The 19,622-nt window shown below is 36.0% G+C and carries 18 protein-coding genes and 2 riboswitches; of the genes, 16 read left to right on the forward strand and 2 right to left on the reverse strand.

Features of this window, described 5'->3' with window-relative positions:
- Window positions 1-24 precede the first annotated feature (24 nt).
- Window positions 25-112, reverse strand: a riboswitch (cyclic di-GMP riboswitch).
- A 246-nt stretch (window positions 113-358) separates the two neighbouring features.
- A riboswitch (cyclic di-GMP riboswitch) is annotated at window positions 359-442 on the forward strand.
- A gap of 96 nt (window positions 443-538) precedes the next feature.
- The 3 genes from JCM9140_RS11495 to JCM9140_RS11505 all read left to right on the forward strand — a co-directional run bounded on the left by JCM9140_RS11495 (window position 539) and on the right by JCM9140_RS11505 (window position 2,969).
- Window positions 539-1,264, forward strand: a complete 726-nt coding sequence (locus tag JCM9140_RS11495) for a helix-turn-helix domain-containing protein (protein ID WP_034746315.1) — start codon at window positions 539-541, stop codon at window positions 1,262-1,264.
- A gap of 18 nt (window positions 1,265-1,282) precedes the next feature.
- Window positions 1,283-2,305, forward strand: a complete 1,023-nt coding sequence (locus JCM9140_RS11500) for an HD-GYP domain-containing protein (protein ID WP_052002217.1) — start codon at window positions 1,283-1,285, stop codon at window positions 2,303-2,305.
- 259 nt (window positions 2,306-2,564) lie between these two features.
- The gene (locus tag JCM9140_RS11505; RefSeq protein WP_034746318.1) at window positions 2,565-2,969 is read left to right on the forward strand and encodes a flagellar basal body-associated FliL family protein; all 405 of its coding nucleotides are present in this window, start codon (window positions 2,565-2,567) and stop codon (window positions 2,967-2,969) included.
- A gap of 86 nt (window positions 2,970-3,055) precedes the next feature.
- Here JCM9140_RS11505 and motB read toward each other — a convergent pair whose 3' ends face one another.
- Window positions 3,056-3,802: a flagellar motor protein MotB gene (gene motB / locus JCM9140_RS11510; RefSeq protein ID WP_034746321.1), complete on the reverse strand. Its 747-nt coding sequence runs from the start codon at window positions 3,800-3,802 to the stop codon at window positions 3,056-3,058.
- Window positions 3,789-4,589 (reverse strand): flagellar motor stator protein MotA, encoded by an 801-nt coding sequence (gene motA / locus JCM9140_RS11515; RefSeq protein ID WP_034746324.1) that lies wholly within the window; start codon window positions 4,587-4,589, stop codon window positions 3,789-3,791. The genes motB and motA overlap by 14 nt, the downstream gene beginning before the upstream one ends.
- Before the next feature lie 479 nt (window positions 4,590-5,068).
- Here motA and JCM9140_RS11520 point away from each other — a divergent pair, with 479 nt between their 5' ends.
- The 13 genes from JCM9140_RS11520 to JCM9140_RS22565 all read left to right on the forward strand — a co-directional run bounded on the left by JCM9140_RS11520 (window position 5,069) and on the right by JCM9140_RS22565 (window position 19,608).
- Entirely contained in the window at window positions 5,069-6,040 is a 972-nt protein-coding gene (locus JCM9140_RS11520; protein WP_034746327.1) for a flagellin N-terminal helical domain-containing protein, read from the forward strand.
- Between the two features lie 126 nt (window positions 6,041-6,166).
- Entirely contained in the window at window positions 6,167-8,254 is a 2,088-nt protein-coding gene (locus JCM9140_RS11525; protein WP_034746330.1) for a tetratricopeptide repeat-containing glycosyltransferase family 2 protein, read from the forward strand.
- A gap of 30 nt (window positions 8,255-8,284) precedes the next feature.
- Window positions 8,285-8,686 (forward strand): tetratricopeptide repeat protein, encoded by a 402-nt coding sequence (locus JCM9140_RS11530; protein WP_156314859.1) that lies wholly within the window; start codon window positions 8,285-8,287, stop codon window positions 8,684-8,686.
- A gap of 234 nt (window positions 8,687-8,920) precedes the next feature.
- A complete protein-coding gene (locus tag JCM9140_RS22560) occupies window positions 8,921-10,543 on the forward strand; it encodes a glycosyltransferase family 4 protein (protein ID WP_206777497.1) in 1,623 nt (540 codons plus the stop codon).
- Between the two features lie 939 nt (window positions 10,544-11,482).
- Entirely contained in the window at window positions 11,483-12,067 is a 585-nt protein-coding gene (locus JCM9140_RS25040; RefSeq protein ID WP_276563932.1) for an NAD(P)-binding domain-containing protein, read from the forward strand.
- Window positions 12,052-12,792 (forward strand): nucleotide sugar dehydrogenase, encoded by a 741-nt coding sequence (locus JCM9140_RS25045; RefSeq protein WP_276563933.1) that lies wholly within the window; start codon window positions 12,052-12,054, stop codon window positions 12,790-12,792. The genes JCM9140_RS25040 and JCM9140_RS25045 overlap by 16 nt, the downstream gene beginning before the upstream one ends.
- 98 nt (window positions 12,793-12,890) lie before the next feature.
- Entirely contained in the window at window positions 12,891-13,169 is a 279-nt protein-coding gene (locus JCM9140_RS25520) for a DUF8042 domain-containing protein (RefSeq protein WP_500778505.1), read from the forward strand.
- Window positions 13,170-13,336: 167 nt separating this feature from the next.
- The gene (locus JCM9140_RS11550; protein WP_034746338.1) at window positions 13,337-14,887 is read left to right on the forward strand and encodes a flagellar hook-associated protein 2; all 1,551 of its coding nucleotides are present in this window, start codon (window positions 13,337-13,339) and stop codon (window positions 14,885-14,887) included.
- Between the two features lie 198 nt (window positions 14,888-15,085).
- Complete coding sequence (gene fliD, locus JCM9140_RS11555; protein WP_052002221.1) at window positions 15,086-17,080, forward strand: flagellar filament capping protein FliD; 1,995 nt, start codon at window positions 15,086-15,088, stop codon at window positions 17,078-17,080.
- Window positions 17,081-17,206: 126 nt separating this feature from the next.
- Window positions 17,207-17,584, forward strand: a complete 378-nt coding sequence (locus JCM9140_RS11560; protein WP_052002222.1) for a flagellar protein FlaG — start codon at window positions 17,207-17,209, stop codon at window positions 17,582-17,584.
- Window positions 17,585-17,629: 45 nt separating this feature from the next.
- The gene (gene fliS / locus JCM9140_RS11565) at window positions 17,630-18,028 is read left to right on the forward strand and encodes a flagellar export chaperone FliS (RefSeq protein ID WP_034746341.1); all 399 of its coding nucleotides are present in this window, start codon (window positions 17,630-17,632) and stop codon (window positions 18,026-18,028) included.
- A complete protein-coding gene (fliT, locus tag JCM9140_RS11570; RefSeq protein ID WP_034746344.1) occupies window positions 18,028-18,390 on the forward strand; it encodes a flagellar protein FliT in 363 nt (120 codons plus the stop codon). Before fliS ends, fliT begins: the two co-directional genes overlap by 1 nt.
- Window positions 18,391-18,573: 183 nt before the next feature.
- Window positions 18,574-19,608 carry a flagellin N-terminal helical domain-containing protein gene (locus JCM9140_RS22565; RefSeq protein ID WP_052002223.1) on the forward strand — a complete coding sequence of 345 codons (1,035 nt, stop codon included), beginning with the start codon at window positions 18,574-18,576 and terminating at the stop codon, window positions 19,606-19,608.
- The last annotated feature ends 14 nt before the right edge of the window (window positions 19,609-19,622 follow it).

Consider the following 19,622-nt stretch of genomic DNA (forward strand, 5'->3'; position numbering starts at 1 on the left):
TTCATGTAAAATAAACTCTTATTATTTGGTAGCCAGGCGAACATAGTTTACCCAATACGTTAGTCCCTAGGCTTTGCGTCCTACCCTTTCGAATAGTTTGCCTTTGTCATTATTTACTTGTAGAACTATTTGCTTATTATCATATACTGGACAGGGGGAGTAAGCAACTAGATTTCGTGAAAAATAACGTTAGAAAAAAGTTGCTAGTGTAAACTTAAATCTTTTTATATGACTTTTATCATAGGTAATTTTACTCTTTTTTCGTAAAATAAAAAGAAATTTTTGTCGATTAATTGCACAAAATGGAGTTTTGTGTAAAATAGGTTGGTATGAACTCACACAATTGAATAGAGTAAGTTTACGAGAATAGCAAACTTGTCGAAAGAGAAGGACGCAAAGCCACGGACCTAAGGGAAAGAACTACGGCAGCCGGGTTACCGAAAAAACTGATATTAAGATGGATATCTGTTTTTTTAAGATGTCCATTTTTAATTGCTGCGATATTTTTTATATCATCAATGTGTAAGGAGTAAATGCTATGGCTAGAGGAAGAGTAAAACAATATGGACATTTAGAGCGAGAGTGGATTCAACTTTATGAAAATGAAGGACTTACATTCTCAGCTATTGGACAGATGTATCATGTTCAGACAGAAACTGTGTCAAAGTATATTAAAGAAAAGATAAAAAAACGAACTCGAAGCCCTTTTAGTGAAAAAGAAATAGGAAAATGGGTACGAGCCTATCGAAGAGGAAAAACCTTTGCTGAGATTGCTAGGAAACATAAAGTTAGTGAAACAACTGTGAAGACAAATGTATACAAAGAAATTCAACCTGCTATTCAGGAATTGAAAAGGACGTGGGTTTCTTTATATAAAAAAGGCAAGTGTTTAAATACGATCGGTAGTGACTTTCATTTTCACCCAAAGATTGTTTTAAATACAATTAAAGATGAAGTCGATTTAGTCACCCAAAATCCCCAAAACGTGTACGAGCCTTTTATTCAAGAGTGGGTAAATCTATATAATCAAGGATTATCTTTTCAATACATTGCTAAAAAATATGATGTAAGTGCGAACACGGTTTACAGAAACATCAAAGATCATGTTACTGTAAGAAGCAAGAAAACGTCTACAGGAACAATCAAAAAGATGGTTCCTAAGTGGAAACAGCTTTATTTTGAAAATGGGAAAACCCTTCAAGAAATAAGCCAATGTTATGAAGTATCCGTATCAACTATAAGCAAGTATTTGAAAGAGAAATAAATTAAATGGGGTGAATGAATGAGAATGATTCATATCGAACAGTACAATGAGCGTACGATGCAGTTAGCAAAACCTGTTTATGATGGGAAACGAAGAGTCTTGCTAGGAGCAGGTCATATCGTTCACCCGAAATATAAAGAGAAGCTCATTGATATTGGAATTAACTATTTATTTATAGAGGATTCAAAATCACGTGGAATTTCGTTAGAAGAAATGATGGATATGCCAACTTGGTTAGATATCATTACAATGACTGAGAATGCGTACAAAGCATTAGAAATGAAGCAATCTTTCCCATTAGTTGATATCCAAAAAGCAGTAAAAGCATTAATCGCTGAAGTTCAAAAGCGGAATGCAATCATGTTGATTCCAACAAAAGCTGTTGACCAAAGCTTAACGTTATATGCTCATGTCGTTAATGTAACGTTGATAGCCTTGCAAATTGGGAAAAAGATGGGCTATACGTATACACAGCTGAACAACTTAGGGATTGGTTGTTTGTTACATGACGTTGGTAAAACAAGAACATCAAATAGTCAAGATCATCCGGAGATAGGATTTAATCTTATCAGGAATCAGAGGGAGATCAACTTAACATCTGCCCATGTTGCCTATCAACATCATGAAACGATTGATGGAAAAGGGTTTCCAAGAGGTCTTGTTGGAGATCAGATTTTAGAATTTGCCCAAATCTGCAGCCTTGCAAATGATTATGACCACTTGACCTCAAAAGAAGGGGTCATGCCACACGAGGCAATTGAGCAAATCATGACATTTTCAGAGAAAAAATACAAACATTCCATTGTACTAGCTTTTAGTCAAGGAATTATTAGCTATCCTCCCGGAACAAATGTCCAATTAAACATCGGAAGTAAAGGGAAAGGGATTGTAACAAGAATTGAATCGAATCCGCACCGCCCAGTTGTTCGTCTCCACGAGTTAAACAAAGAAGTTAACTTAAATAACCAACCAACGATTCTAATAGAGTCCATTATAGAGGAAGAAAGCAACATAACTAAACGAGAGATGAAAGATAGTTAAAAAACGGAAGGAGCTTTACCTATGACCGTAAAAAATTGCCCAGAATGTAATCAGATCTTCGTGAAAAAGCAATATGATGTTTGTTCTGATTGCTATCAGCAAGATTTGGCTAACTTTCAAAAAGTAAGAGCTGTATAAGAGAAACCCCTTCTATAACTATAAAAAACATTTCAGAGACAGTACCTATATCGATGGACACATTGCTACGTTGGAAACGGAACGGTAGAATCTGAAAAATCTATAAGCGAAGGAAGATCGTATGCAAAAGGTTATTATGATTACGTTAGCGGCACTTGTGATTGGCTTATCAGGGGCTGTTTATTATTTACTGAATGATTCATCTTCAACCTCTAATGATTTAGCTACATTAGAAGATCGGGTACTACATACGGAACCAATGGTCATTTCAATCCAAAATCGTTCGCACCTACAAGTATCGTTAGCAATCGAAACCGATTCAAAAAAGAGTAAATCTGAACTACGGAATGCCTACCCTCTTATTGAAAATAAAATGATCCATTCTCTTTCTGCATTAGAAAAACAGGATATTCAAAATGAAAATGGAATTGAACTGATTGAAAAGACCATTATTGCGAGCATTAGCCCACTATTACCAACTGGAGAAGTGAAAAAGGTCTATGTGACAGGGAAGGTTTTACAGTAAGGTGGAACGCGCTCGATTCAAAAGAGGTTCCCTCATTAAAAACGAAATCAAAAAGGGAAGAATTCAATCGAATTCTTCCCTTTTTGCTAGTCTAACTTATAGTTTGGCAAAATAAGAACTTCCACACGACGGTTCTGGCTTCTGCCTTCTGCCGTCTCATTCGTCGTTACAGGATGATATTCCCCGTAACCAGTAGCACTTAAATTTTTTGGATTTAACTCGCCATTTTCCATCAATAGTTTCATGAAATTCAACGCCCTGTGAGCACTTAAATCCCAGTTTGAACGAAAATCAGCGTTATGGATCGGGACATTATCTGTATGACCAGCAACGACTATGTTTCGAGGGGGCTCTGTTACTAACAATTCAGAGACCTTTTCAGCTAATTCCCGTGCATTTGAACGTACATTCGCACTTCCAGAATGAAATAAGGCGTTATCCAAAATCGTTAAAAGCAATCCGTCTTCAGAGAGTTTCGTCGCGATCTCAGATTCAAGGTTTTGATCCAAAATATATTGGTCAAATTCACTTTGCAATTGAAGCAGATCGTGATGCTCTTTTTGACGTAAATCATTTTGATCGGACATCTCTGAATCATTTTGACTTCTATCAGGTATCGGGACAGGAGCGGAGCCCTCTAAGATCCCGCTTCCACCTTGAAAGTTCTCATTAAATACAACCATCATTTGTTGATATTTCTCAGCATCAACCGAACTTACCGCAAATAACACAATGAAAAGAGCAAGTAACAACGTTAGCATATCAGCATAAGGGATTAACCATGATTCATCGACATGGTCTTCATGATGTTTCTTTTTCCTAGCCATTGACACTCTCTCCTTGAGAGGCTCCGTCTCCTACTTTTGCACGCTCGACTTGAGGAACATAAACAATTAACTTATCTTTTACCGCGCGTGGAGGAACACCAGCCTGAATCGATAACACCCCTTCAATGATGATGCTTTTGATCATCACTTCATCTTTCGACTTTCTTTTTAGCTTATTGGCAAAAGGATGCCAGAGCACATAGCCAGTAAAAATCCCGTATAAAGTTGCGACAAAGGCAGCGGCGATTGCATAACCGAGCGCATCAATATCATTTAAATCACCAAGAGCAGCAATTAACCCTAAAACCGCCCCTAGCACCCCAAGTGTCGGAGCATACGTCCCCGCTTGAGTGAAAATTTGCGCTCCAGATGCATGTCTTTCCTCAATTGCATTTAGTTCTTCTTCCATCGTATCTCGAATGAAACTAGGCTCCTGACCATCTACAATCATTTTCAGCCCTTGTTTTAAAAAAGGGTTTTCAGTTGATTCTACTTCTTGTTCTAACGACAAAAGCCCTTCCTGACGCGCTTTGGCACTAAGATCAGAAAACGTTTTGATTAACTCATTCACATCTGGTTCCTTTCGATCCTTAAATAACACCCCAAATAGCTTCGGGATTCTTTTTATTTCTTTACCTGGAAACCCAATTAAAATGGTCGCAGCCGTACCAGCGAAAATAATAATAATCGCAGCAGGATTTAATAAAACCCCAAAGCTTGTTCCTTTGAAATACAACCCGAATAAAACAGAAAGCACTCCTAAAATAATTCCGAAAATTGATGTTTTGTCCATGATTTCCACCTGTTCTTTTGATGATAGTATAGGTATTTTGTAGTAGCTACTCGTTATAGAGGATTTAGAAGTACTATATAAAGATGTTTCTATTATTATATCGACATAAGGCGAGGTTTTTTTAGGGAAGAAGTAAGGATCTAACAGATTATATTTTAGGTAGAGGCTGGTAAAGGATCAAATGCTTATCCTAATTAATTTATATAACTAAAATGGTGTTTTTCTGTGCAATATTCCTTGTGTAGAAAAAGTGCAGTCTGATTTAAGACAGATCAGTTGAGAACAATTAATGAAAATATAAAATGTCAATTTCAAATTAACTAAAAAAATATTAGAAAATGCTAAACTTCTTTTCTTTTGATCCGATATTAGACTTGTAAAGCAAAAGTACGTATGGCGGCCGACATATTGTGCTACTGCTAAAACATTATCCAACCACAAGGATGTGGGCGGACTTACATTCAAGGAGGAAAATTAACATGATTATTAATACGAACTTAGGTGCAATGAATGCACACCGTCAAATGGGTATGAACCAAAATGCAATGCAATCTTCAATGGAGAAGCTATCTTCAGGTCTTCGTATTAACCGTGCTGGTGATGATGCCGCTGGTCTTGCAATCTCTGAAAAAATGCGTGCACAAATCAACGGTTTAGATCAAGCTAGCCGTAACGCTCAAGATGGCATTTCAATGATCCAAACAGCTGAAGGTGCTCTTGATGAAACGCATAGCATTCTTCAACGTATGCGTGAATTAGCTACTCAAGCATCAAACGATACGAACGTTGACGTTGATCGTAATGAAATTCAAAAAGAGATTAATCAATTAACTTCTGAAATCAACAGAATTAGTGAAACAACTGAGTTCAATACTCAAAATGTACTTAAAGGTGAAGCAGGAAATGCTTCAACTGCTTTCACTGCAAAATTCCAAGTTGGTGCTAACAAGGACCAAAGCATGGAAATCTCTATTCAGAATATGAGCGCAGAGTTCTTAGGTCTTACTGGAGCTACTGGTGGTGACCATGCGCAAGGTGATTCAGTAGAGGCTTTATTAGGTGATGTTAACTACGGTGCTGTTTCTGGAGCTGTTTATGCATCTGAAAACGGAGTATCATCAACGGGTGGTTCTAATAAAGATACTGCTGGTTTGTCAGTGGCAAGTCATGAACATGCAACAAATGCAATTAAATCAATTAATGATGCCATTGAAACAGTATCTGCTCAGCGTTCAGAACTTGGTGCATTCCAAAACCGTTTAGAACATACGATTGCGAACCTTGACAATGCGTCTGAAAACTTATCAGCTGCAGAATCTCGTATCCGTGACGTGGATATGGCTGCTGAAATGATGGAAATGACACGTGCGAATATTCTATCTCAAGCGTCTCAATCGATGCTTGCACAAGCAAATCAACAACCACAATCTGTATTACAGCTATTAGGATAATAGGAAAAAAACAAGTTCAAAAAGAAGGTTGGAGGGGTGATTCCTCTAACCTTTTTTATATGAGTTTGGGAGGGAATAAAATTAATTTGTACTGTCCCAAGTTTATATAAAAAGGAGGTATATATGATGAACGGTAAAGTAAAAGTAAGTATTTGTATGATGGTAAAAGATGAGGAAATGAACTTAGATAGATGTTTAAAAAGTTTAAAGCCAATAATTGATGCTGGAATAGCAGAATTAATTATCGTAGATACAGGATCTAAAGATAAGACATTGGAAATTGCTAAAAGTTATACAAGTCAAGTATTCGAGCACCCATGGACTAATAATTTTTCTGAGATGAGAAATAGATCTATATCATACGCACGAGGAGAATGGATATGGATTATGGATGCTGATGAAGAAGTTGTCGATGCTAAAGACGTAATCAGTTTTTTTGAATGCAACTTATCGAAATACAATACCTTTAGTATTGAAATGAAAAATTACATGGAAACTGGGAACGGGAAAGATGAACCTCGTTATAACGTTAGTATTCTAAATAGAGGGTTTAGGAACACAAAAGATTTCCGATTTAAAGGTGCGATTCATAATCAACCACAATTTAAGGAGCCAATTGTTTTTTCGGACATACTTATTAATCATTATGGTTACATTTGGGAAGATGAAGAATTTAAAAAGAAAAAGTTTGACCGAACCGCTGGGATATTAAAACAAGAATTAAAAAAAGATCCTTCCAATGTGTACTACCAATATCAATTAGGTGTATCAACTTCCATTATTAATAAGGAAAAAGGTTTAATTGAATTCAGAAAAGCGCATGAGTTAATTAGAAAATTACCTCGAGTTGAAAGAGTTAAGTTCTCTTATACGTACGGAGTATATGCTAGAAATGCGTTCCAAAATAAAGAGTACATGGAATCGATTTCAATATGTCAAGAAGGATTAGGGTATGCTAATGATTATATTGATTTATGGTATATATTAACAATATCATATGCAGCCATAAGTGATAATGAAAATACAGTGGAAAATGCGAGGGGATTTTTAGAGTGTAAAAAAAGGTTTAATAGAACAAAAATTTCAAAAGACCCTGCATTTACTTTCTACCATTATGATGAACATTCTGAAATAACTGTTCGTTCTCATATAGCAAATATCTCTATTAAAAATGGAGAAATAACTGAAGCAAAAAAACAATTGAAGAAAATGCCTCCTTCTAAACTAAAGACGATTATTGCAATTGAGATTGGAAAAAAATATGAAGATATAGAGTTCCTTCTTGAAGTGATGAAAGAAGCATTCTCAAATGATGACACCAAAAATCACTTTATTTCGAAGTTAGAAGAACAACTCTCGAATAATATCGCAGTCTCTTCTCGAGATATAGTATCCTTCTATAATAATCAAGGCTTGGGGCATGATGAGTATTATTTTTTAAATGTATTAAGAGTTCAAATGGATAATCAACAAGTTATAGACACCAATATATTGGACAACTTACTAAAGCTAAATTATGATGAAACACCATATTATTATGGAGATATTATAAAATATATTGTTACAAATAAATTGGATATTCAACTTTTTAGTAATTTCGGGAAGGTAGAAAATGTTGAGAAATTGCTTGCAACTGATTCGGAAGGTGAAGATCAACAGGTTATAGATTATTTAAATCTCTATAAAAGTACAAAGAACATACGCGATTTGAAATATTGGCTTGTACTAGCTCAAAAGGTTTTATTAAGAGAACAAATAACGAATGCCTCTTACCTGGAACTTTTTAAGGTGTATATTGAGACAGGAAATACTTATATTTCAAATATTTATCTGACTGAAGTGCTCAATGAAGGAAATGTATACGATATCCCGAAAGCAGAGCATCGTTTCTTCTGCTACATGTCAAAAGCGCTAAAAATAAAAGAGAAAGATCAACAAGAGTACGTAAAGTACTTAAGAAAAGCTTTAAAAGAATTGCCTTTGAAAAAAGGGATAGAACTGTTAGTAGACCAAGTGAAAAATCAACAGCAACAGGCTCAAGACGAAATGAATTTACTAAAAACACAATTTAAAAATAATATTAGAGTATTGATTGAAAACAAGAAGATAAAAGAGGCAAAGGCATTAATACAACAGTATGAGCAAATGGTACAGGGTGATGTTGAAATTTTGCTGTTTAAATCTGAGATTTTAATTCTTACTAGCAACGATTAATATAAGGGTGTGTAGGTCTTGTCGAATAGTATGACAAATAAATTTAAACAAAACATTAAGTTGTTAATTGAAAGTGGCAAAATTGATGAAGCTAAGCCGTTATTAGAAGAGTATGGAAAGATAGAGAAAAATGACCTGGAGTTTTTTTCTATTGCAAGTGTAATCTACTTGATGGAAGGAAACAGTGAGAAGGCTAAAAAAATTATACAAGAGGGGCTAAGTCGTGATTCCTCAAATTTTGATTTGTTGTATAATTTTGCTTATTTGCATCATGTAAACGGAGATATTTCATTAGCTTTTGAATATTACACTCAAGCTTATAACAATGCAACAAATGACGAAGAGGCTGAAAACGCGAGTGTAGAGTTAGCTAAATTAAGATCAGAAGTAAAAAACAAAAAAAGCTATGGAGAAACTGGCAGTCTCTCATGAAAAGAAAAAAATAGTCTTTTTCTCAAAAGGGGACGACAAATTTCTTTTGGAAGTTATAAGTAATTTATCAAGTGAATATGAAACAAAAAAAATTACAATAACAAAAAACGAGGAATTTCAATTAATAGATAAGTGGATGAAGTGGGCAGATATATGCTGGTTTGAATGGTGTGATGAATTAGTCATTTATGGGAGTAGTCAATCTATAGCAAAAAGAAAAAAATTATCTGCAGGTTGCATAGTTATGAAGCTTTCACAAGATTTCCCGATCAAGTGAATTGGGACACTGTTGATAAGGTGATTTTTATTTCTGAAAGCATAAGAAGAGAACTCTTACCTGAACTAAAATTAGAAATAGATAAAACTTGTATAATAGCGAACGGACTAAATGCAAGTCTATGGAGTTACAAAAAAAGAAAGCCAGGTCTCAAGATTGCTTATGTGGGATATATAAACTATAAAAAAGGTCCTATGTTATTAATTCAGGTAATTAGTGCTCTTTATAATGAGAATAATGATTTTCAATTTCACATTGCTGGCCAATTTCAGGATAAAAGAGATCTGTTGTATTTTAGGCAAATGATAAAAGAGTTAGGGTTAGAAAGAAACTTTCACTTTGAAGGATGGCAAAAGGATTTAAACACTTGGTTAGAAGATAAAGATTATATACTATGTACAAGTGTGTTGGAATCTCAAAATATGAGTGTGATGCAAGCAATGGCAAAAGGAATAAAGCCAATTGTTCATAATTTTGTTGGAGCTAAAGAGATCTATTCAAAAAACTATGTGTGGAATACTGTAGACGAAGCTGTAAAAATGGTCACTGAGAGTCAGTATAATTCTGAAGAATATAGAGGGTTCATTGAAAATAATTACTCATTAAAAAAGCAAATGGTTAAAATAGAAAATTTACTAAAAGAAGAAACGAAATACCGTTATTTCTCAAAGGGAATTTTACCATTCGCATTGGAAGAAAAGATTAACTTGGACTTAGCTTCATCAATTATTGATCAGCTTGAAATTGAAAATATCACTAAGATAGGATTTACTTATACTGAAAGTATGATAGTTATAACACAGTATTACGTGTATAAAATTGCTTTCACTAAAAAAAGTATAAATATGCTCTTAAAAGAGATGAAAAAGTATGAAATGATTAAACAAAATATAGGTTTATGTGAATTGGTTTTATCTGATATTGAAATTATAGAAAAAGAAGAATTTATTGCTACAAAAGCGAAGAAAATGAGTTCTATTAAAGATTATAAAGACGCTATCTATATCTTAGATATTCTACGGAGAAATTGCATTGGAATTAAGAGACTTGAAGGTGTTTTTAAAGAAAATATATTCAAAACTTTAGGCAGTTTAGTCAAATTTGTGGATAAGAAAAAAATAGAGAAAGTAAAAAACAAAATCGAAAAAGCTATTGAAAAGAACGAATTTCATATTGGACCAGTTCATGGTGACTTACACTCTAGGAATATTTTGAATTATAATGAAAAAATAAAGATTATTGACCTTGATAGGTTTGATATGAATGGAATTCAAGAATTAGATGTTATTCATTTGATAGTAGATCATATGCAAAAAGAGCGAGGTATAAATTGGTTCAATCAAGTTCTAGAATTGTTATATGGCAAAGATGATAGAATCTTAAATTTTGATATACTTTTAGATCGGTTTGTAAGTAAGGAAAAATTTAATGATTTACTATTAATTTACTCTGTGAAAAGAATTGAAGAGGAACTAAATAATTATTTTTATGATCCAGACAGTTCTAAATTAAATAAAATTTGGCTTAGGCAACTTGATGATTATATTGATCTTTTAACTAAACAAAGTGTGTTGAAGTAATTAATTATATATCCAACTTTTGCAGACCAAATTAGGCAGGTAAGGTAAGCTCTGATACAATCGTTGTATGAGGATAAGTAAGTCATACGAGGGTCCTTGAAACTTTTTTGGCACTCTTCTTATTACGGTTTTGAACGAAGAAGCTTTTTTCCTTAAAGTGGCGTAGCGGATCAATAGAGTTGTTTTAAGTAAAGCGTTTGTCATTCACGCTGTAGCGCCTCTGTACCAGAGCACGCTTATTAACTTCTTCATTGATTCAATTAATGGAAGAAGTTTTTGAGCTAAGTAAAGAGAAGTCAATCAGCATGAAAGTATGCCCTGCTGACCAGATTAATGTAAACATTCGAAACTCTTTATAAAATCGCATTTTCAAAGAAGTGTGGTCAAAACAAAGGGTAAGTAAATCAATAGTTTCACTACGATCAAACTTAGAATCGTCAATAATGAGAACTTTTGGACGGTCCTTTAATGAAAGTATGCTGACATGTTGAATAGTAACAGCACTAAATTGTAAAAGGAATTTCCTTCAAAAAAACTTGGAATGATTTAAAAATCGATAGATGGTATCATGCCTGGAAACAATCATTCTTTTTCAATGTGACAAGAAAAAAACAATTTTTTTGATGGGAAATCAGAACCAAGCCGAAACCAATAGGAACATGAAAACTCAAATCTTTTTTCAAATACCTGAGTGAAGCAGGTGTTTCGACACTTGTAATTCAGAGAATACAGCAGCAAGTTCATTTCGTAATTGCTCATGTGGTCTCTAGTCAATTCCACTGTAACAAAGAATCAGGCGCTTTTTCTGTTTAGAAGCACTCGTCGAAAAACATACTTATTGGTTTTTAAAGTTTTGCGAGATCTACTGAAAGGTCAATTTTTAATGTCTGGAAGTTGAGTTATATATTTAAGTTCATATAAATTTCGAGAAGGTGTAGTATGAGATTAGAGTGGAGTAAGTGTTCTAAAATAGATATAAATAGTGTTGGGATCATCGGCTTAGGCTATGTTGGGCTTCCTCTTGCTCTAACCTATGTCGAAGCAGATGTAAAAGTTATAGGATTTGACATAGATGACGACAAAATAAGAACGTTACTAACACATAAAAAAGACTATATTAAACATATTTCAGATGAGCGTGTTCAAGCAAGTGTTGAAAAGGGGCTTCTAGATGTTACTGGAGATTTCTCAAGAATATCAGAGGTTGATGCCATTGTTTTGTGTTTGCCAACGCCTTTGAATCAGTACCGAGAACCAAATCTAACATTCGTGACAAGTACGATGGAGAGAATTTTGCCTTTTTTTAAAAAAGGACAAGTACTTAGTCTGGAAAGTACAACTTACCCAGGAACAACAGAGGAAGTTCTGAAGCCAAAGATCGAAGCTCAAGGTTTTACAATTGGAGAAGATTTTTATTTAGTCTATTCTCCCGAGCGAGAAGATCCGGGTAATCCAGAGTTCACTACCCATACCATCCGAAAATTGTTGGGGGGTCTACAGAGGCATGTTTGGAAATCGGAGTAACTTTATATGAGAAAATTATAAAAGAAGTGGTTCCCGTAAGTTCAACAGGTACTGCAGAATTAACAAAGTTACTAGAGAATATTTATAGAGCTGTTAATATAGGGTTAGTGAATGAAATGAAAATTGTTGCGGATAAAATGGGCATTGATATTTGGGAAGTTATCAATGCTGCTTCTACAAAACCTTTCGGCTATAAAGCATTTTATCCAGGTCCAGGTTGGGGAGGGCATTGTATCCCCATTGACCCATTCTACCTAACATGGAAAGCGAAGGAATATGGAATTAATACAAGGTTTATTGAATTATCAGGTGAAGTAAATACGATGATGCCACAGTGGGTTATTCATAAGGTTATGGACGCTTTGAATGACAAGGAAAAATCGTTAAAAGGTGCAAATATTTTGGTACTTGGACTTGCGTATAAGAAAAACGTTGATGATACGAGGGAGTCCCCATCTGTCATGTTAATGGAACTACTTCGCGAAAAAGGTGCAAATGTTTTTTACTCAGACCCATTCGTCAAAACATTTCCAAAAATGAGGGAGCATTTTTTTGACTTGGATTCAATCGAACTCACAGAAGGTAGTCTAAATCGAATGGACTGCGTCTTACTCAGTACCGATCATGATCATTTTGATTATGAATTTATTCTACAGCATAGCAAACTTATTGTTGATACTCGTGGAGTGTATAAAGGGCATTATCAACATGTAGTAAAAGCTTAAAGGAAGGTGATTGTCATCGAAAAGTATATGGAAGTTATCGAAAATTTGTTGCCACTATTGAATACATTAGAAGAGGGAATTGACACTCACGGGTTCAAATTCAGGCACTTCGATTAGAAGAAGCTAAAAATTTACTGACTGATGTATTAAAAGGGGTTAAAAGCATTGAAACTTCAATAGAACCAATGCCGCTCGAGCAGAACGATATAATAAGAAAAACTGTTCCTTTGCTAGAGAGCATTAGTAAGTTGTTAAGTAACTTTGAGAGTTATGATGTGAATTCTTTAGAAATGCAGGTTACAACTACCGTTCAACCAGCGTACCAGAATTGGAAGGAAGAAATTGAGACGGTATTAAGCAAATATACAATTTCATAATAAACTAAATAAGGTTAAACAAATTAATAAGGTTACCGATATTATAATAGACCTATAAATATGGACGATAAAAACAGAAAAAAGCGCGAGAAGTCGAACGCTTTTTTCTGTTTTTTTATTTTAACTTTTAACGAGATAACAAGATAGTTCGGGGAAAGGTGATTTTTATGAGACTGACAGGCTTTGCCTCTGGTATGGATATTAATCAAATGGTTCAGGATTTGATGAAAGCGGAGAGGCAACCGTTACAGAAAATGGAGCAGGATCAACAAGAATTAGTACTAAAGATGGGGGAGTACCGAGAAGTAAACCGGGCTTTTCTGGAGTTTAGCAATAATACGTTTGATAGTGTCTTAAGAAGGGCGAACATGGCTGTAAAAGAAGTAAGTAGTTCAAACGAAGCGTTCGTAAATGGGACAGCTTCATCAGGAGCTGCTACTGGTATGTTTACAATTTCTGATGTAGAGAGGCTTGCCACTTCAGCTTATAATGCAAGTAGTGATTCGATTGTTACGAACGCATCAGGTTTTGATCCCGATGGAAGTTTACTAGAACAAGAATCCTTTTTTAGTGATGGAATTGAGAGAAATGGCGAAGGGGAAATTGTTTTCTCCATTACTACATATGATGAGAACGGAGAATCGAATAAAGTAGACTTTGATTTTGATGAAGATGCTTCTTTAAATGATGTTGTAGATGAAATAAATAGTTCTGATTTAAATGTTCAAGCGTTTTTTGATGTCCAAAGTGGTCGTATGTCTATTTCGAGAACAGAAACAGGGGTTAATAATGCGACTGATGGAGGAAATGAAATTGAATTTACGGGCAGCTTTTTAACAGACAATCTACTCTTGTCAGAAGAGAATGAAGTGGCAGCCCAAAATGCATTGTTTTCGATTAATGGATTGGAAGAAGTGGAAAGGCGTAGCAATACATTTGACATTAATGGGGTAAACATCACATTAAACAGTACGTTTACGGACCCTGTTAGATTGGACGTTTCTACGAATACAGATGATATTTTTGATACGGTAATGGGATTCGTTGGTGAATACAATGAATTAATTGAAATGGTAAATGGGAAAGTAACGGAAGAATATCATCGTGACTATGGACCTCTTACGGATGAACAAAGACGGGAGATGTCAGAGTCTGAAATTGAATTGTGGGAAGAGAGAGCACATAGTGGGCTTCTTCGTAACGATCGAATGCTAACAGGGGCTCTGAATCAAATGAGAATGGACATGTATGCTCCAATCGAGATGGAATCTGCTAATCTAGCTTTTTCACATATTTCGGAACTAGGGATTACGACAAGCAGCAATTACCAAGACCGAGGAAAACTTGAAGTCAATGAGGAACAACTTCGATCAGCTATTGAAGAAGATCCTGAAGCAGTTTTTCAATTGTTCGCAGCTGATGGCGATGAATATGAAGAGAGAGGGATTGCAAGAAGAATAAGGGATACATTAGGAGGTCAAATGCAGGTGATCTCTGCTCGTGCTGGTGGTTCAGAGTCTGCATCCAATCAATCGTTCACATTAGGAAGAGAAATTGATCAAGCCACAAATAGAATCTCGAATTTTGAACGTCGTATGAAGCAAGTCGAAGAAAGATACTGGGCTCAGTTTAATGCGATGGAACAAGCGATGGCAAGAGCTAATGCCCAAGCCGAATCTTTGATGTCTCAGTTAGGTGGATTAGGACAACCGATGTAAGTGTATACAGAAGATGCGCATCATTTGATGGGCATTTTTTGTTTTTATTCTTACTTTCATCCTTTTGAGCTTAATATTTATTGAACTCCAACCGATAAAAGGATTAGATAATTAGTGTCGTTTTTCTAAGTTTTATTTCAAGTAAATTTTCAAATAAACATAATAGACAATAGAATAGAGAACGAGGAGTGGTGAAAGTTGAGACTTTCGGGCTTTGCTACAGGGATGGATATTAACCAAATGGTACAGGATTTAATGCGTGCTGAACGGATGCCGGTCGATAGAATGAAACAAGATCAGCAAATTCTTGAATGGAGAATGGAAGAATTTCGCTCTATAAATAGAAAACTAGAGCAATTTCGAACGAATATATTTGATACGGTGTTAAGGCAATCAAAGATGTTGGCTAACAAGGCAACAAGTTCTAGCAACCACTTGGTTACGGCTACTGCAACATCTACAGCCAATCCTGGAACTTTTCGTATTACCGAGGTAAGTCGTTTAGCAACTGCTGCTTCTAATGCAAGTGCAGAACCAATATCTACGGGTGACAAAATTAAGAAAACAGCTGCTTTGCAATCACAAAGTTTTGCAGATGATAGTTTTTGGCAACAAGGTATCGTCAATAAAAAAGATATTACAGTATCTGCCCAAACTAGAGAAGTAACTGTGACAGGGGGAGTTCAGAATCGTGAAACTGCCATGGTTAAAGTAAACGGTGTAGCAATGGAAGTCGTTACTACCACTGAAGGGGCTCTTCGAGATAATCAAGTTCGGGTAAATGATGGTACCCTTGAGTTTGGTCGAACGTTAAGGTCAAGAGATAAAATAGAGATTACAACTTTTTCAGACGAATCTGCAACACAAACATTTGCGATTAATGAAAGTAATTTAAATAAACGGTTAGATAAAAGAGGGATTAATGAGAGTTCATTAGAAGTAACTGTAGGAGGCGTTCCTCTAACTGTCGTTACGGACCCTAATACAACTTTAGAATCGGGTCAAGTATTTGTAAATCTTCAAACCGGTGCAATGCGCTTTGCTGAAGGCACTGAGGGGGAGGCGTCGGTTACTTATAAACAAAATTATTCAACTTCTAGCATTACGACATATAACAAAGACGGAAATGCTGTAACAGATCAATTTGTGTTTACAGGTGATCAAACAATGAATGAAGTTGTTCGTCAAATGAATGCCTCTAATACTGGAATTAATGTGTTTTACGATGAACACGCTGATAAAGTGTCCGTCATACGTACAGAAACAGGTAGTTTTACAGACGGTCGTGAAATAAATTTCTCAGGTGGCTTTTTTACTGCTGGACTTCAATTAGGAATTAGCGAAGAACGTGGTGGTCAAAATGCCAGATTCACAATCAATGGTCTTGAAACAGAACGCCAATCTAATACGTTCACGATGAACGGGGTAACGATGACTCTTCAAGGTACGTTTAGAGAAGGGGAAAACACGGTTACAATTGGTGCCTCGACTGATGTAGATTCGATTATGGATACGATAAAAGGTTTTATTGACGAATATAATGAACTGGTAGATTTAGTGAATGGAAAGGTGAGAGAGCCATTCCACCGGGATTACCGTCCTCTTACAGATGAACAACGTGCAGAAATGACAGATAAGGAAATTGAGCGCTGGGAAGAAAGAGCCATGAGCGGGATGCTACGTAGCGACCGAACACTTCGAAATGGGTTTGACCGTTTTCGTATGGATATGTATGCACCAGTTAACATTGGATTTGACTCACAATACAACCAGCTTTCTGCAATTGGAATAACGACAACAAGAAACTTTTCAGATGGTGGGAAGCTCGAAATTAATGAAGATAAGCTGCGTGCAGCAATCGAAAATGATTCAGAAGCAGTTTTTAAAATTTTTGCTGGTGATGGAGCTACAAATGCCGAAAAAGGAATAGCTAGGCGTGTAAGAGATAGTGCAAATGGGCTAATTGACCAAATAGCGCAACGTGCAGGTGGTTCTCGAAACAGGAATATAAATCATCAATTTACTATTGGAAGAGAAATGAATAGACTTGATGACCGTATTTCAAATTTTGAGCGACGTATGCAGAAAGTTGAAGAGAGGTACTGGGCACAGTTTACAGCAATGGAAAAAGCAGTAGCAAGAGCGAATTCTCAAGGAGATGCATTGCTTGCTCAATTGTATGGCGGGTTTTAAAGTGGAAATAAAATTACTTAGTATATATTAGTGAATTCTTATAAATGCTGGATTCAAGAATAATTGCTTTAGAAGAAAGGCATATTGACCGATATAATAACAAATGGATAAAGTGGAGGTTGGGGGATGGATGTAAAAGGATATTTTCATACAGTCACTAATCTTCTGCCAGAGAAAACAACATCAAGTCAAGTCACCAGAGCAGAAAAAGTAGAAACACCTACTAGCATTATTGAAAAAGGGATTGAACAATTAAAGACTAATAAAGCGGAAGATTATTCAAAGGAACACTTGACTAAGCAAGTAGAAAACATGAACGAACTTTTAGAGACGAATAAGACGGCTTTAAAATTCAATGTTCATGAAGATTTAAATCGTCTTTATGTTCAAGTGGTTAGCAAAGATACAAGTGAGATCGTAAAAGAAATACCGCCTGAGCAGTTTCTAGATATGGTTGCATCGATGCTAAAGCATGCAGGGTTAATTGTCGATCAACGAGTTTAGAAGAGTTAATTAAGTTAAAGAGTAACAAGGAAGGGTGTTTTACAAATGGCAACAAATATGCAAGCAGCTTATAAGCAAAATGCAATGAAAACCGCATCACCAGGAGAGCTGACGCTAATGCTGTACAACGGTTGCTTAAAATTTATCAAACAAGCAAAACAAGCAATGGATGCCCAAGAAATTGAAAAAAGAAACATAGCGACTACAAAGGCTCAAAACATCATCCGTGAATTGATGGTCACGTTAAAGACCGATTCTGAAGTTGGTCAAAATATGATGCAAATGTATGATTTTATTTTACGTCAGTTAGTTGAAGCGAATGTGAAAAATGATCCACAAGCGCTAGCAAATGCAGAAGATCTAGTTACTCAATTTCGTGATACGTGGAAAGAAGTGGTTCTGATTGATCGCCAACAACGTCACGGTGCTGGTGGGAAAGCGTAATGTCTGTCGTCAAAGATCTTTATTTAAAGACGGATGCTTTGTTTCAACTGGCTAGTCAACCTTTGCCTAAAGATCATGATGAACGCGATCGATTTATTGCCAAGGTTGATGAGATGTTGGCGGAGCGGGATGAGTTAATTGCGAACGTCAATTCCAAACAATTAACGGAAGTAGAAAAAAGGTTGGGCCAGGAACTTTTAAAGTTGAATGCGAACCTTCAACAACGACTTGCGCAAATTCAAGCCGAAATTCGTGCTAACTTGACTGACATCAAGCAAAAAAGAGAAACAAGTCGGAAATATGAAAATCCGTTTGATGGTCCAACATCTGATGGTGTGTTTTTTGATAAGCGCGGTGTGTAATAGAGGTTGCTCCTTTATAGAGTAGCCTTCTTTTTTTGGGTAAACTGTAAACGCTTATTGATTTTTTGGAGGGTAACGGTAGAACTAAGTTAATCTAGTAAAAATACAAACCGTTAATAGTAAATGGAAGCTATTTAGTAGATGTATTGTTGTATTCATTCTGAAGGTTGGAAGGTGAGCTAAATGATTGTTAGTGGCAGCTATTTGTCAACGATGTTAAACAATAAGATGAAGAAAAATCAAAATAGCCTGCAAACGGCAATGGAACGTTTAAGCTCAGGGAAGAAAATCAACCGGGCGGCGGATGATGCGGCTGGATTAGCGATTAGTAAAAAAATGCAGGCGTTGATTAGAGGAACGCAGCAGGCGTCGCGCAATGTGCAGGATGCGGGATCGCTTGTTCAGACGGCTGAAGGTGGGATGGAGGAAATCACCTCTATTTTGCAAAGGATTCGAGAACTGTCCGTACAGGCAGCAAATGACACCGTTACAAGATCGGATCGAGTGGTCATTCAAGATGAAATTGACGAATTAAACAAGGCTGTCAATGATATTGTTATTAATACTGAATTTAATACGAAGAAGCTATTAACGAATACAACACCAGGGGAGTACCTTTACGAGAACCGAACGGCATCGAAAACGTCACAGTTGTCGTTGAATAGTAATACTACTTATGTTCAAGTGGGGATAAATCAAGTAGGGACGCCTTCTCTCCCGGAATCGATTGTTGAGAGCAATACGAACTTTGAATTTTCTCCAGCCGTTGAAATGCAGCCGTATCGACCAGTATCGTATATCGGTACAACGGTTGTCGATCATCTTCCTCAGTGGTCTTTGGATGGTGAGTCGATTGTGTTTCAGTCTAGTCGTGTTGGTGGTCAGTACGTGGTGCCTGCAGATGTAAGTCGTGATCCAGAGGTAAGTGGTTCTGTCGCTACCGCTCCGCGAAAGACGAGAACGGAACCGCCGTTAATGCAGCTTTATCATAGTGGTTCGAATCTTTATGTCCAAGCGCGTTCTTCAACGTCTCATGGGTGGTCGACAATCCAAACGATTTCCAACTATAACTCGAGTGATGGCAGTAATGGATATAGTTTTTCTCCTAGAGTAGATGAAGAGGGGAATACTTCATTTGTTTATTCGGATAACGAAGGGAATATCAGGAGGGTTGATGTTAATCTTAATCTTAATCTCTCGACTTTGCTCCAACAGTAATCAATCCTGGGGGA

Source organism: Halalkalibacter wakoensis JCM 9140, from assembly GCF_000513095.1.
In the GTDB taxonomy this organism is placed as follows: domain Bacteria; phylum Bacillota; class Bacilli; order Bacillales; family Bacillaceae_D; genus Halalkalibacter; species Halalkalibacter wakoensis.